Raw genomic sequence first — 12,881 nt, forward strand, 5'->3', positions numbered from 1 at the left:
GCAGAACAGCCATAGCGAGTACTCCGTGTTGTCAACCGAGCAGAACTCGATGTCGCCGGCACGCAACCTGTCACAGGCCTTGACCAAGGTGCCTGCCGCGCGCGCGCAACTCGGCAGATTGCTCTGCGATCGGCGCGCGGCGCACCGTTGTGGCTTCGCCGTGCAACGCCGCGGCGTCCGGGCCGCGGAGGCGGCACGGCTGCGGCTGCAATTCGATAACGGCAGCCTGGACCTGCGCATCGCAGCGCACGACGGCCTGGCTCTGCTGTTGAACGAAACCGATGACGCCCTGCGCGTGGCGATCGCCGGCGTGCTGTTGAGCGACGACCTGCAAGCCTTCGCTCCCCTGGGAGTGGGCGCTGCCGAGGTCGTCGGCTTCGAACGCTGTACGGAGGCAGACGATTGCCTCGATATCGGCTTCACGCTGGGCGGCATGGAGGCGATCGCAGAGACGGCCAACCCGCAGCTGCTCGCCGCGCTGCAAACGGCGACCGCTGCGCTTGCGCCGCTATCGCCACTGCCGGCCTGGCTGAGCGCGCTGCCGATGCGTACGCGCCTGCGCATCGGCCAGCGCACGGCACCTGCGTCGCTGCTGCAATCGCTGCGCCCGGGCGATGTGCTGCTGCATGCGCTTGCGCCGCCTCCTGTGCGCAGCGGAGAGCTGCGCTGGGGCTTGCCCGGAGGCGCAGTGTTGCGCGCTCCGGTAAGCCTGACCCCGCAACAGATGCTCCTGGAGACCGCCCCCGCCATGCACCAAGATACGCCCGAGTCCGATACGTCGTTGTCCACCACCGATGTGGCGGCACTGGAGTTGCCCGTCCACCTGGAAGTGGACCAGCTCGCGCTGTCCCTGTCGGTCCTGTCGGGCCTGCAGCCCGGCCAGATCCTGGAGCTGTCGGTGCCGGTGGATCAGGCCGACATTCGCCTGGTCGTCTACGGCCAGACCATCGGCGTCGGCAGGCTGCTGGCGGTGGGCGACCATCTGGGCGTGCAGATCCTAAGCATGTCGGAGACACCGCATGCAGATGCCTGATGTCGGCTCGCTGCTGCTGGTGGTCATCATGCTGGGGTTGCTTCCCTTCGCAGCAATGGTGGTCACCTCCTACACCAAGATCGTGGTGGTGCTCGGCCTGCTGCGCAACGCCATCGGCGTACAGCAGGTGCCGCCGAACATGGTGCTTAACGGCGTCGCGTTGCTGGTGTCATGCTTTGTGATGGCGCCAGTGGGGATGGAGGCATTCAAGGCCGCGCAGAATTACAGCCCCGGTGCCGACAACAGCCGCGTCGTGGTGCTGCTGGACGCCTGCCGGGAGCCGTTTCGGCAGTTTCTGCTCAAGCACACCCACGAGCGCGAGAAGGCCTTTTTCATTCGTTCGGCGCAGCAGATCTGGCCCAAGGACAAGGCAGACACGCTCAAGCCGGACGACCTGCTGGTGCTGGCGCCGGCATTCACGCTCAGCGAGCTGACCGACGCGTTCCGCATCGGGTTTTTGCTGTACCTGGTCTTCATCGTGATTGATCTGGTGGTGGCCAATGCGTTGATGGCGATGGGTCTGTCGCAGGTGACGCCGACCAACGTGGCTATTCCGTTCAAACTGCTGTTGTTCGTGGCGCTGGACGGATGGTCCATGCTCATCCACGGGCTAGTCTTGAGTTATCGGTGACGCCATGGACCATGACGATCTGGTGCGATTCACTTCCGAAGCCTTGTTGCTGTGCCTCAAGGTGTCGTTGCCGGTGGTCGGCGTGGCCGCGGTGGCGGGGCTGCTGATCGCCTTCATCCAGGCAGTGATGTCGCTGCAGGATGCGTCGATTTCGTTCGCACTCAAGTTGGTGGTGGTGGTGGCTGCCATCGCGGTTACCGCACCCTGGGGCGCCTCGGCGATCATGCAGTTCGGCCAGGCGCTGATGCAGGCGGCCTTTCCATGATCCGCCGTCTTTTGCCAGGCGCGGCATCGCCACCGCTGCACACCGCCCACGACGCATCGCACCATCATGCCGATGCGCCGCACGCCGGCGAGCCGCCGCTCGCCGACGCAACAACACCGCACGCACCGCGTCTGCGCTCGGCTCCACCGCGCAGGCGTAGGCGTGGGATGCGGTCGCTGGAAGGTCAGGACGACGAACTCGACACCACTGAACTGGAAGAGGCCGAAGCGGCACGCGTATCGGCACTGCGCGGCCGGGTGGGCGTGGCGGTCGCACAGCCGCAGGGCCAGGGGCAAAGCCAGGACGATCAGCACGGCGAAGGCGGCCACACGTTTGCCGGCGAACCGCAAGCCGGGGCCTGGCCGATCGCCGCGCCGGTGCACGTGCACGTGCACGTGCACGACAGCGTACGTGCAAGCGTGCAGGACGTTCTGGACCGCTACGCGGCGACGCCTGCCGCCGACCGGGCAGTCAAGCGACATGCACTTGCCGTTGCGTTTGTCGAGTTGCGCGCAATCCGTATCGCGCATCCGGCTGCCGCGTCGCTGACTGCCATGGCCTGGAGGCTGATGCGCGATCACCTGGCCGCGTACAGCGCCGGCGCATCTGCCGAAACCCTGCAGGAGCTGTGCAAGCGCCTGGTGGACCTGATGACGCCGCAACCGGATGCGTCGCCGGCACTGCGCAGCTTCCATCTATTGCTGCCGTTGATGCTGCTCAATGCTGAAAAACCGCGCAAACGCGTTGATCGCGCACGCGCCATCACGCGATTGAATGCGCTACTGATTGAACACCACGATGGAACCGCTCAGGGGATTCGCGCATGACCATGCAACTTCGCATACTGACGGGGATGCACGCCGGCGCACGATTAGATTTGCGGCCAGGGAGCTATACGTTAGGCGCAGATCGCCAAGCCGAGATCCGGATCGAAGATTGGACTGATTGCACGCTCATCATCGAGGTGGATGCAGATGATCAAGCTCGTTATCGCAGCGACAAGTTGCCAACGACACAGTGGCTTGCACTGCAACCCGTGCGCTTTGGCGCGTTGGTGCTCTGCATCGGCGACGCTGCGGGCGATTGGCCAGACGATGTGGCGCTGCTGGAGCGCTTGCTGTCCACGGCCGCCGCGCCGCAAGCGGCATCGCCACGCAGATCCAGACGCACCGCGATGCGTGCAGTGGTGGGCGCCATGCTAGCGCTGGCCGCCGCAGCACTGCTGCCTTCCCTGCTCCCGGCCTTTCTGTCCGATGCCGCTCCGCCGCGCACCCAGGATAACCAGCGCAACCAGGTCGCATCCGTGCTGAAACGCCTGGGCTTGCATGAAGCGCGCGTGGAGCAGGTCGGCGCACGGGTCCGGGTCGAGGGCCTGGTGGCGAGCAGCGCAGATGCGGCACGCCTGCGTACTCAGCTGCATCGGTATCAAGGTGCGGTGACGGTCGATGTGGTGGTGGTGGATGAGGTACTGGCAACCCTGCGCGATACCTTGGCAGACCGCGATCTGAGCGTACGCTACGACGGTCAGGGCGTGTTTTCCGTCGCCGGCAGCAGCGATAACGCAGAGCGGGCGATCCGGCGGATCGACGAACTACGCAGCGATCTGGGTCCGGAAATCCGCAAGCTGCATGTAGACATCACCCAGCAGGACCCTTCCATCAAACCGCCTTCGAACTACGACGCCGCCTTGTTGGTGGAAGGCCTGCATTACGTGGAAACACCAGACGGCACCAAGCATTTGACTTCCCTGCCGCAGCAAGCGGCGCCATGAGAACCACACCATGTTCGATGCCATGACCGATACGGTCACCCAGGATATGAGCAAGATCTTGCAGACCAAGGAGCTGGATGTCTCTGGCGAGCGGCTGCACAACATCGAGACGGCGCTGGATGCGACAGCGCAACAGATCCGCACGCACTGGTCTGCTGCGAGCGATCAGGCTGCGCGTAACGACTTCACCGTCCTGCACGAGGGCATCAACGCCGCCCGCGGCATCGTCGCGCACATCGCCGGCATGCCCTGACCATCGATTCCTTGGTCGGCTCGACCAAGTAAAACCGCGCCGTCAGGCGCTACATGTTACTCATCACTGCTAAGGAGTTTCGATATGTCAAACACATTGCTTCCGGATTTGAGCTCATTGCACTCGCGCTACGGCCAGGGCATGGACAGCTACACGGGCGGCGTTTCAAACGGAATGTCAGGTTTCTCTGCGACGCATGGCGCAAGCGGGCAGATCGATTCGCTGCTGGGCGACCTCGGCTCATCTGACGAGGATCAAAAGCGCATGAACAACAAGATCACCATGCTCAAGAATGATCTTGACTTCAACGTGGCGCTCAACAAGTTCATCGGCAAGGCAGGGGACAACGCAAAAAGCCTGGTCGGTCAGTAATGGCTTTTGACATGACGCAGGGCTAGTTCGCAGCCCTGCGCGTGTCGCACGGCAGATGAGCAACGCCCGATTCGAAGCGATCGTCAGGCAGATGTGCGATGCACTGGACTTGCCGGATGTGCAAGCAGTGCTGACCAGCCGCGTGCTGTGGGTAGAGGGATTTGAAGTCTATCTGCACATGCCCGCAGCCCAGACCGACCATGAAGCGGAGCAAGCACCGGAAGAAGAAGCGCTGTACTTACGCATCTCCTACGGTCTTGCTCCCGCCGGACGGACCTTGACGGTGTTCCGGCTATTACTGGAAGCCAATCTGTCGGTCTACGCACAGGACCAGGCGCAACTCGGGTTGAACGATGCGGGTGTGATCGTACTGATCGTGCGCGTACCGCTGGACGACGACGTGGATGGAGCATGGATCTGCGATCTGCTTGCCCACTACGCCGAGCATGGCCGTTACTGGACCAACAACATCTTCATTGCACACGACGAAATGTTCGAAGGAATCGCAACGGGAAACTATCTGTGGCTACGCGCATAAGGAACTGGGCCCTGCATGTATGCCGATGGCTTCAGCGACACCATGCACGATTCGGCAGCATGCCGTCCTGCTCTGGGCCCTGGCGACTGGGCACCCTGCCAGGACGTGGTTCCCGTCTACATGATATCGCCTGCACTCTCATGCACTAAGGACACTCGCCAATGAATCTCGCCATACCCTCACAACCCACTGCGAGCTTACAGCCGTCCTCGTTTTCCCTTTCGCAGCAGCAGGCCTTGACCGCGGTGATCATGAGCATGCTGGCGTACTGCATGCAGCGCATGCTAAGCGACATGCTGCAGGCTGCGAATCAACCGTCCAATGGTCTTTTGCCGCCGAACGACACCAGTCCGATGCCATCACCGTCGCTGCCACAAGCGAACCCGCCGTGTTCCACCAATTCCGGCGGACAGCACGGCAGTAACACTGGCAATGGCAACACCGGTGGCAACGGTGGCAACGGCAGCAACCCCTCAGGAGCGGGAACCGGCAACGGCGCATCGCCCACCACTTCTGGTCACTCGACAACCCCCACGCCGACCAACGGCACGCCAGGTCCAAACGGCGAGCAAGCGCCGCTTCCTCCCGGCAAGGTGGTCACCGCACCAGCCGGCGTGCAGAACAAGCCCATCGTGGTGCACAAGGGCGAGGTGTTCGATGGCAAGAATCAGACGTACATCGGCGGCCCCTGCATGGGTAGGGGCGATCAGGACGAGCACCAGCAACCGTTGTTCATCGTCGAAGACGGTGGCAGCCTCTGCAATGTCCACATGAAAGGCGGCGGCGATGGCGTGCACTTCATTGGCAACGGCAAGATGGTCAACTGCGTCAACGAAGATGTCAGCGAGGACGCCGTCACCATCGATGGGCAGGGCAACCGTGAGCATGATGCGGGGATTGCCGGGTGCAGCCCCGAGGTCAGCGGCCGGCCGAAGGTCGAAATCATCAATTGCACGTTCAAGAACGCTGCGGACAAGGTCGTGCAGGACAACGGCGCTGCCGACGTGGTGATGTCGGGCGACACCGTCATCGGCGCCAGCAAGGTTTTCCGTACCAACGGCGGGCATGGCGATATCGACTCGCACCTTCAGGTCGAGAATTGCGAGTTCAGCCGGGTCAAGGAAGCGGTCTTCCGTACCGACGCGCCCGGCGCGACGGTGACGCTGGCAAACCTGAAGACCGATGCGCCCGAGGAGGTGATTGCCCCCGACGCCTCCCAGGCCACCGGAGCGTCACGTATCGGCCATAAAGCCTACAGCGGCTGATCGCAGCCCGCACCGGCGCTGCGTATGGCTCGTGCCCGGCAGATGTACTGCATTGCCGCATCTGCCGGGCATCGGCGCTGGTGAGGGCGGCAGCGCCGGGTGCCTGTGTTGCGCCCTGCGCGGTGCGCATCGGTTTGCCTACGCGAGCGCATCGCATCGCATGGAAATCCTGCACGCTGTTACCGAATGAGAGGGGCGGTCCACCTGACAGTCAACGTGCGAGGTGCCTAGCGTGACCCGGATACGCCCTTCCACCCTCACATTCGGACTGCCTGGCAACAGTCATGGCGCCGCACATGCGGGGACACCGTCGACGCACAAGCAGGCCCATCATCGGCTGCATCAGCTCGATGGGCTCGGCGCAGAGTCAGAAGCACGCGCTGCGGAAATGGACGTGGGCGCACGCGTACGTCGTTACATCGCCGCCACAGGCCCTGCCGACACAGGACAGGACACGCCTGCGCCACCCAAGGCAGGCAGGCTGCGCCGGGTGAAACAGTCATTGCAGAAGCTCGCACGGTTCGCCGGCACGGCGGTTGGCTTGGCCAGACACACTACGCCCGACCATATGCGCCTGCTGCGCTACCAGGGTACGCCTGCGCAGCCTGCCCCGACCGCTGCGGCGGGGCCCGGCGACTGGCACGCGCTCGCGCCCTTGCAGGCAGCGAAGTTTTCTACCTCGCAACGGTTGAACGATGCACGGATCGCCGTGCGCAAGGCCGCCGCGCTGGAGCGTCTGGTGCTGCTGCATATCGATCGCCTGGAGCAGGCCACAGGACTGCATGCCAAACGCGCGCCGCGCCTGGCCGACCGTGCCAATGAAACCCGCAAACGCCACCAGGTGCTGACCACCTGGAACCAGCTCCTGCGCCACCACATCGCCAATTGCAGCGAGCGCCTGGCGCGCACCGAGCAACAGCTGCAGCAGCGACTGGACCAGCTGACAGCCACGCCGGCGCCTGCTACAGGCGATCGCCGGCCGCGCTTGGGTGACCTGCTCAAGCACGAAGCCGAACTGGATCGGATCCGCGCGCTGCACGAAGACGCTCGCCGTCTGTCTGCGCGGCGCGAGAAACAGCAGGCATGGTTACAGCGGCTGGAGGCGAGCGCCGCCAGTCTCCACACCACCCTGGCCCAGGCGCTACGGTCTGCGCATATCGTGGCTGGTGACCTGTTCGAGACTGCGGAGCACGCCGACGCACTACATGCGTTGCTGCCGCCGCTATCGGGGCTCACCCGATCGCTCGAGCGCGAGCTCGACAGCGCAGTGGCCGACGATCTACGCGCCGGCCAGGCGCTACGGGCCGCATCGGATGCACTGATTGCCGCGCAGATCGCGCACACCGCATCCAGCGCGAGTGATGTTGCCGCCGCCGATGCGTTGCGCAAGCGCTTGTCGACATGGGCGAGCGGGCTCTCCACCGTGCGTTTCGGAGAACAGGCGGTCCCTGCAGCAGGCGTGGTGGCCATCGCGCTGGCCGCGCTGCGCTCGGCAGTGGCCGGGGTGCCTGGCGACAACCGTGCCGACGAGGCGTCGCTACTGCTTGCCACCTTCGAGCATGTGCGTCGCAGCACCTGGAGCGCGCTGATCCCCGCCGACCCGGAGCGACCCGATGCGCAGCAGGACGCAACGATGGGCGAGCAGTCCGTTCCCCGTGCAGCGATCGAAGCGGCGACAATCCACTGGCTGGACACCTTGGCGCGTGTTCCGCGTGGCCGCCAGGTGCTCGGTCACCTGATCCAGGCACGGCATGAGCGTGCCGCCGCCCCCGCGCGACAGGACATCGCGCGCATCGCGCTGCGGGCCGATACGCTGCTGCGTGCCGCACCTGGTGACGATGCCACCACGCGCCGCTGGCTGCGCGGTGCGCGGCGCGCAGCCGGTGCCGCCCTGCACGCAGCCGACCCGGCGCAGGCGCTGCGCGACTGCAGCAGCGACGAACGCGCGGCCTACCATGCGCTGCGCAACGGGTACGAATCGCGCGCTCCCGGTTCGGCGTATGCGCGCGCGAACGCCCACCTGCAGGCGTTCGGCGACGCGGTGCGCACCGCCACCTCGCCACAACCCGCCAACGCGCGCACGCCCAATCCACTGCACGCCTTGTCGGAAGGGCTGGAGGTGGGATCGGCCACGGCACTGCCGACACCGCGTCGACGCGCCAACCTGATGCTGGAGCATGCCTCTGTTGCCTTGATCGGCTACCTGAGCGCATTGCATGCGGCCCGGCCGCAGGGCTGGGTTCCATCGCAGGCCGAGTTGAACTGGCGGGCGGCTGCAGAACTGCTGCAGTGGGTCGATGAGGACGTGGACCGCAGTTGCGTGGTCTTCGATGCCGCCACTCTGGCACGCATCACCGAACGTGCTGCGGCACTGCACGCCCATCATCAGGCGCAGGCATCCCAACGCCCGGGCGCTGCAGTGATTCAGGCAGCCCCGCCGGCAGGATTGGAGCATGTCTGGCAGCAGCTGCAGAGCGGCAGATGCACCGCGCCGGCGGCGTTGGATCTGGTGCGCAGCTGCCTGCGCGTGGCGCGGGCCGAACACGCAGAACACCTTGCGCAGCGACAGCCGGACGATGCATCGCCACACGACGCGTTGTGGCTGGCACACGCGGACGAGTGCCTGGCGCATTTCGATACAGCCATGGACAAGAGCTTGCAGTTGGTCAAGCAGACCGGTGCCAATGCCCTCGCCCATCACGAGGCATTGCTGGACCTGCTGCGCGACATGCTGTCGCACCTGGAATGGCGAGACCGCTGGCGGATCACCTGCCAACGGACCCGGGGCGCCAATCTTGCGCCGCTTTCGGCCGCCGCTGCGATTGCAGGGTCCGCGTTCGGCATGGGCACGCGCCTGATTGCCAGCATGCAGTGCAATCGCGATGCCTCGCTGGAGTTCTACATGGGCCGCACCGGCCTGTACCTGCAGATCAGCCGTCAATCCGCGACACAGCGCCAGCTCGGTGCGGGGCTGACGGCTGGCTATGGCATCGATGTGGGCAGCGATTACGCCGCGGTCGGCGTGGCGGCCGCGGCGGACTGGCGTTACCGGCGCGAAGTCGGCGTGGAAGATGGCCTGCAGCTGCGGATCCCGCGGCTGGGCAAGGGCCGCGAACCCGAGCTGTTGCAGGCGTTCTTGAACATGCTGGAACATCTGGTGCGCCAGGCGACCTCCCACCCTGCAGAACAGCCGCAGGGCGCGGACTGGATGCAGCGCTTGCTGGCCGAGCACCCGGATGCCAGCGTCGGACTGATCGACCAGGCCGCACGCGTCAGCCAGGGCACCGAATGCAGCGCCAGCATCAGTGCGGGGCTGCGTGCGGGCGATGCGCATGGCCGTCGCGCAGGCGTCTCGCTCGGGCTCGGCGTCAGATCGCGCCAGGACCTCGGCTGGACGTCGACGACCGTGGCCGGCTACATGACCACGCAGTACGTCGACGCCACTGCCGCCCACCGGGTGGAAGCTGCCGCACGCCTGACGGCCGGCGTGCAGGTGGCGCTTGCCCAACATCGGAGCGAGGGTTCATCGCCGACGCCTGTGGCCAGCACCACGGCCTCGGCCATCGATGCCGGCTATGCCGCCGAAGTAAGCGCGAATATAGCCACCGCGTTCTGCACGCTGTTCCAGTTTGGCGGTGAAATCGACCCGGTTCGCAGCGACCGCGCGACCGATTTTTCGCAGTTCGCAGCGTTCGAGCGCCTGGTGCGCAGCCAGTGGGAGCGCTGGGCCGACTACGGCCTGGTCAAGCTGGGCAACGACGTCGACCGCACCCTGCAGCCTGTGCTGGCAGAGCTACAGCTGGAGCATTTCATGCAGCAGGCCAAGCGCTTCGCCGACGGCAACGCGCTGGCCGCGCTGTTTGCCGACGAGGCGTTGCGCAGCGAGGCTGCGCCGCTGCTGGACGTACACCGGGCACTTGCCCTGATGGCAGAGCATGCGGGTGACCACGCTCGCGCACTCGCCGAGCGCACGGCCTTCGACGCGTTGTTGCAGCAGCGCGCGGTGTGGGAGCCGACCTTGTTGCTGGTCCGCGAGAAGGCGAAACTGACCGAAGAATGTGGCGTGGATTTCATCGTCAAGCGCCAGCGCAATCGGATTGCCGAAGCCATGCGCACCGTCGGCCAATGGCCGGCGTACGAAGCTGTACCCCGCGCCGCCGGTTCCGCACCGTTTGATCGCACCTGAACCGCGCATCAGGCGGGCACCGGGCTGCACGCCAACGACAGCCGCAACGGCATCTGCGGATGCCGCCGCGGCATGTACTCCGAGTCGATCACTGCAGCAGCGACCGATCATGGCCGGCCGTTTTCCCATTGGCGAAGTTCCTCGCTCCCTTGCAATGCATGCTTGAGCGTTTTCAACTCGCTATCGAGCGTCTTGGTCAGGTCGTTGCGCGGTACTCCGCTCAATCTATCCGCGTGCCCGGCGCGCAACCGAGCGCGCACACTGTCGATGGTCGCAATCGAGATGGAACGCGTGCCGATGTCTACCCGCAATTGCTCCAGGCTTTCGCGCAATCTCACCGCCAGCGGCCCCGGTGCAATCGCTTGCTGCTCCCCTTCTTCCAGGGCGCGCGCCATCTGTGCCGGTGTCGGATCCGAAAACAGCGCGATCGCCGTGTCGATGGGTTCGGCCAGCGACTGAAGCGTGCGTGCGATGGTGCGTTGATACCTGGCTGCGGTGACGGCACGTTCCTGGTCCAGTCGCGTCGCCTGGGTGGTGTTGGCCCCATTCCTGGCCTTGAGCGCATTCCAGATCGTATCGTTGAACAGGGTCTGCGCGGCCTGCTGCACGACCGTCGCGGTGGAGTTGGCGGCTTCGCCCGTCACGCTGCCGCTTTCGTTTCCGCCACGCAAGGGCGCGGCGATCAGGCGGCCGGCCCCAAGTGAAGCCAGATTGGTCAGCACGTTGCCGAGCATGTGACGTACCAGCACGTCGCGCACGGCAGTGGTGATCGCATTCGTGGTGCTTAACGCCTGCTTGGCCAACGCCAGGGTCTCCTTCCCGGTCTCCACCAGATAATGGGAGGGGAAATGCGCAGCATCGGACCATTGCGCGGGCCGGCGCTCCTTGTCCGGCAACGCCAGCGAAAACAGATTCAGCCGCTGCTGCCCGCCAAGCAGATCGGGAACGGTCATCTGGCCGGTACGCGCAACGGCCTTGCCGGTTTCGAGCATCGCCTTCTGCACGACCCCTGCCCCACCGGTGACGAGCGCGCTCAAGGCCAGTTGGCCAGCCGGCGTGCGCGTGCCCGGGTCGTCCGAGGTCCGCCGCGCTGCACTGAATCCTGCATTGATCGTAGGCTTGAGCAGCAAGGTATCCAGGGACTTGTCGTCCAGGGTCGATTGCCACTGTGTGACACCAGTCCGCAGGTCATACATCTGCACTTTGAGCTCGGCAAGCGTCGCGGCGCTACCTTCGCCGGGGCGTGTGAAACGTTTACCCTCGTCGGTGATTTCCACAAGGACAGGCGGCGGGTCGGGCACGAGGATCTTGGAGTCAATGGCCTGGAACCGCGGCAAGTTGGCAACGCGCGCACGCCGATCCATTGCCGGGATCAATAAAGTATCGCTGGTATAGGACACCAGGCCCGCCACTGCGCCAAACAGTGTTGCAGTACTCAGCGACTCCGATCCGGGCTCGCGCGTGTCGTCGTAGGCCACGCTTGCCGCAGCACCGAACGGGTTCCGCATCGCACCGATGACAAAGGCCCTGAGGCACTCGTAAGCGATTGGCAGCGCGGCCTTTTTCGCACCTACCGCCTTCATGTCGCCGACCACCTGGTATCCGGCATCCGGACCAAACGCTGCAACGCGTTCCTGCAGGCGCGCGTCTGCCCATGCCAGATACTCGGCCTGCAGCGCCTCCTGCTCCTGCGAGGGCTCTGCAAATGGCAGTGCGCCCAGGCGCACACGCATCTGCGCCCTGCCGCGATCGACCGCCTGGGCGCTGTGCTCAGCGTGGGTCCCGGGCGTATCAGATGCCTCTGGCAAGGCCACCTCCAACGAGGGAAGGCTCATCCGCGCGCTATAAAACGAAGCATCGGAAATACTCGAGCCCGGCGACAAATGCGAGCGCTGCGATCCACCAAGGGAAGACCCTGCACGGTCTGCGTCGGCCGCCACGCGACGCGAAAACGGTGCGCGACGGTCGCGCAGGCCTTGCCCCGGAGAGGGCAGGCCTTCCAGCGGCCCGGATGGCGACGGCAACTGTTGCGATACGGCAGCGTCCTCGGCCTGCGCTGGACGTGCGTGGGTCGCAGAGGCCGTGCGGAAATCGGAAGAGGTGGCGGTGTCGCGGGTGAGCTTCATGAGGCCACCTCGGCCGCACCACCGGCCTGCGTCATCAGCGCATCCAGTACCACGCGTGCAACCACCTGCCCGCGCTCAAGCGCGGCGGCCACCGCATAGGGCGCGCGTTCGAGCAACAGCGGGCAGGCACACAGCAGCCCAACCGAGAGCGTGAGCCGCCATCCGTATTGCGTCAGCAAGTATTCCTGCAGCGCCAGCAGCGTCGCCACCTCATCGCCGCCGAGCTCGCGTGCGGCCAATGGCAGGATCACCTCCGGAAACGCCGTGAGCTCGCCCTGCTGCATCTGCGTGTGGAGGCGGCAAAGCATACCTGCAGGCCCAAGGATGGCCTCGCCTTCGCCAAGACGTTGCACAAGCTCGCCAGGCAGGCCGAGGCCGGCTCCTAGATTGAAGAAAAATGCGGTATTGGATGCGCGGTGATCTTCCATCTTCAAGATCGTC

Annotated in this window: 12 protein-coding genes; 10 read left to right on the forward strand and 2 right to left on the reverse strand. The window is 65.2% G+C overall.

All coding sequences use genetic code 11. The features are described 5' to 3' along the window. Positions 1-79: 79 nt before the first annotated feature. The 10 genes from sctQ (at position 80) to xopZ (ending at position 10,314) form a co-directional block, all read left to right on the forward strand. Positions 80-1,033 carry a type III secretion system cytoplasmic ring protein SctQ gene (gene sctQ, locus BJD12_RS07935; protein ID WP_039421384.1) on the forward strand — a complete coding sequence of 318 codons (954 nt, stop codon included), beginning with the start codon at positions 80-82 and terminating at the stop codon, positions 1,031-1,033. Then, entirely contained in the window at positions 1,020-1,664 is a 645-nt protein-coding gene (gene sctR / locus BJD12_RS07940; RefSeq protein ID WP_005994481.1) for a type III secretion system export apparatus subunit SctR, read from the forward strand. The genes sctQ and sctR overlap by 14 nt, the downstream gene beginning before the upstream one ends. A 4-nt stretch (positions 1,665-1,668) precedes the next feature. Further along, positions 1,669-1,929, forward strand: coding sequence for a type III secretion system export apparatus subunit SctS (gene sctS / locus BJD12_RS07945; RefSeq protein WP_005994479.1), 261 nt, complete (start codon positions 1,669-1,671; stop codon positions 1,927-1,929). Then, complete coding sequence (locus tag BJD12_RS07950) at positions 1,926-2,756, forward strand: hypothetical protein (RefSeq protein WP_042828243.1); 831 nt, start codon at positions 1,926-1,928, stop codon at positions 2,754-2,756. The genes sctS and BJD12_RS07950 overlap by 4 nt, the downstream gene beginning before the upstream one ends. Next, the gene (hrpD5, locus tag BJD12_RS07955; RefSeq protein ID WP_005994475.1) at positions 2,753-3,700 is read left to right on the forward strand and encodes an HrpD5 family protein; all 948 of its coding nucleotides are present in this window, start codon (positions 2,753-2,755) and stop codon (positions 3,698-3,700) included. Before BJD12_RS07950 ends, hrpD5 begins: the two co-directional genes overlap by 4 nt. Positions 3,701-3,710: 10 nt before the next feature. Beyond that, the gene (hrpD6, locus tag BJD12_RS07960; protein WP_005994473.1) at positions 3,711-3,953 is read left to right on the forward strand and encodes an Hrp regulator HrpD6; all 243 of its coding nucleotides are present in this window, start codon (positions 3,711-3,713) and stop codon (positions 3,951-3,953) included. An 84-nt stretch (positions 3,954-4,037) separates the two neighbouring features. Further along, positions 4,038-4,325 (forward strand): HrpE family protein, encoded by a 288-nt coding sequence (hrpE, locus tag BJD12_RS07965; RefSeq protein ID WP_005994471.1) that lies wholly within the window; start codon positions 4,038-4,040, stop codon positions 4,323-4,325. A 55-nt stretch (positions 4,326-4,380) separates the two neighbouring features. Continuing rightward, positions 4,381-4,863 (forward strand): CesT family type III secretion system chaperone, encoded by a 483-nt coding sequence (locus tag BJD12_RS07970; protein WP_005994469.1) that lies wholly within the window; start codon positions 4,381-4,383, stop codon positions 4,861-4,863. Between the two features lie 161 nt (positions 4,864-5,024). Beyond that, the gene (locus BJD12_RS07975; RefSeq protein ID WP_161793293.1) at positions 5,025-6,128 is read left to right on the forward strand and encodes a pectate lyase; all 1,104 of its coding nucleotides are present in this window, start codon (positions 5,025-5,027) and stop codon (positions 6,126-6,128) included. 232 nt (positions 6,129-6,360) lie between these two features. Next, a complete protein-coding gene (gene xopZ / locus BJD12_RS07980) occupies positions 6,361-10,314 on the forward strand; it encodes a XopZ family type III secretion system effector (RefSeq protein WP_039421390.1) in 3,954 nt (1,317 codons plus the stop codon). A gap of 107 nt (positions 10,315-10,421) precedes the next feature. Here xopZ and xopF1 read toward each other — a convergent pair whose 3' ends face one another. Both xopF1 and hap3 read right to left on the reverse strand, forming a co-directional pair. Continuing rightward, positions 10,422-12,440, reverse strand: a complete 2,019-nt coding sequence (gene xopF1, locus BJD12_RS24185; RefSeq protein ID WP_005994461.1) for a type III secretion system effector XopF1 — start codon at positions 12,438-12,440, stop codon at positions 10,422-10,424. Then, complete coding sequence (gene hap3 / locus BJD12_RS07990; protein ID WP_039424946.1) at positions 12,437-12,868, reverse strand: Hpa3 family type III secretion system protein; 432 nt, start codon at positions 12,866-12,868, stop codon at positions 12,437-12,439. Before hap3 ends, xopF1 begins: the two co-directional genes overlap by 4 nt. Positions 12,869-12,881 lie beyond the last annotated feature (13 nt).

The sequence above is a fragment of the Xanthomonas vesicatoria ATCC 35937 genome (assembly GCF_001908725.1).
Taxonomy (GTDB): Bacteria; Pseudomonadota; Gammaproteobacteria; order Xanthomonadales; family Xanthomonadaceae; genus Xanthomonas; species Xanthomonas vesicatoria.

Coding starts and splice junctions, on each gene's coding strand:
- sctR (WP_005994481.1), top strand. CDS start 1,020: ATGCAGATGCCTGATGTCGGCTCGCTGCTGCTGGTGGTCATCATGCTG.
- sctS (WP_005994479.1), top strand. CDS start 1,669: ATGGACCATGACGATCTGGTGCGATTCACTTCCGAAGCCTTGTTGCTG.
- BJD12_RS07950 (WP_042828243.1), top strand. CDS start 1,926: ATGATCCGCCGTCTTTTGCCAGGCGCGGCATCGCCACCGCTGCACACC.
- hrpD5 (WP_005994475.1), top strand. CDS start 2,753: ATGACCATGCAACTTCGCATACTGACGGGGATGCACGCCGGCGCACGA.
- hrpD6 (WP_005994473.1), top strand. CDS start 3,711: ATGTTCGATGCCATGACCGATACGGTCACCCAGGATATGAGCAAGATC.
- hrpE (WP_005994471.1), top strand. CDS start 4,038: ATGTCAAACACATTGCTTCCGGATTTGAGCTCATTGCACTCGCGCTAC.
- BJD12_RS07970 (WP_005994469.1), top strand. CDS start 4,381: ATGAGCAACGCCCGATTCGAAGCGATCGTCAGGCAGATGTGCGATGCA.
- BJD12_RS07975 (WP_161793293.1), top strand. CDS start 5,025: ATGAATCTCGCCATACCCTCACAACCCACTGCGAGCTTACAGCCGTCC.
- xopF1 (WP_005994461.1), bottom strand. CDS start 12,440: ATGAAGCTCACCCGCGACACCGCCACCTCTTCCGATTTCCGCACGGCC.
- hap3 (WP_039424946.1), bottom strand. CDS start 12,868: ATGGAAGATCACCGCGCATCCAATACCGCATTTTTCTTCAATCTAGGA.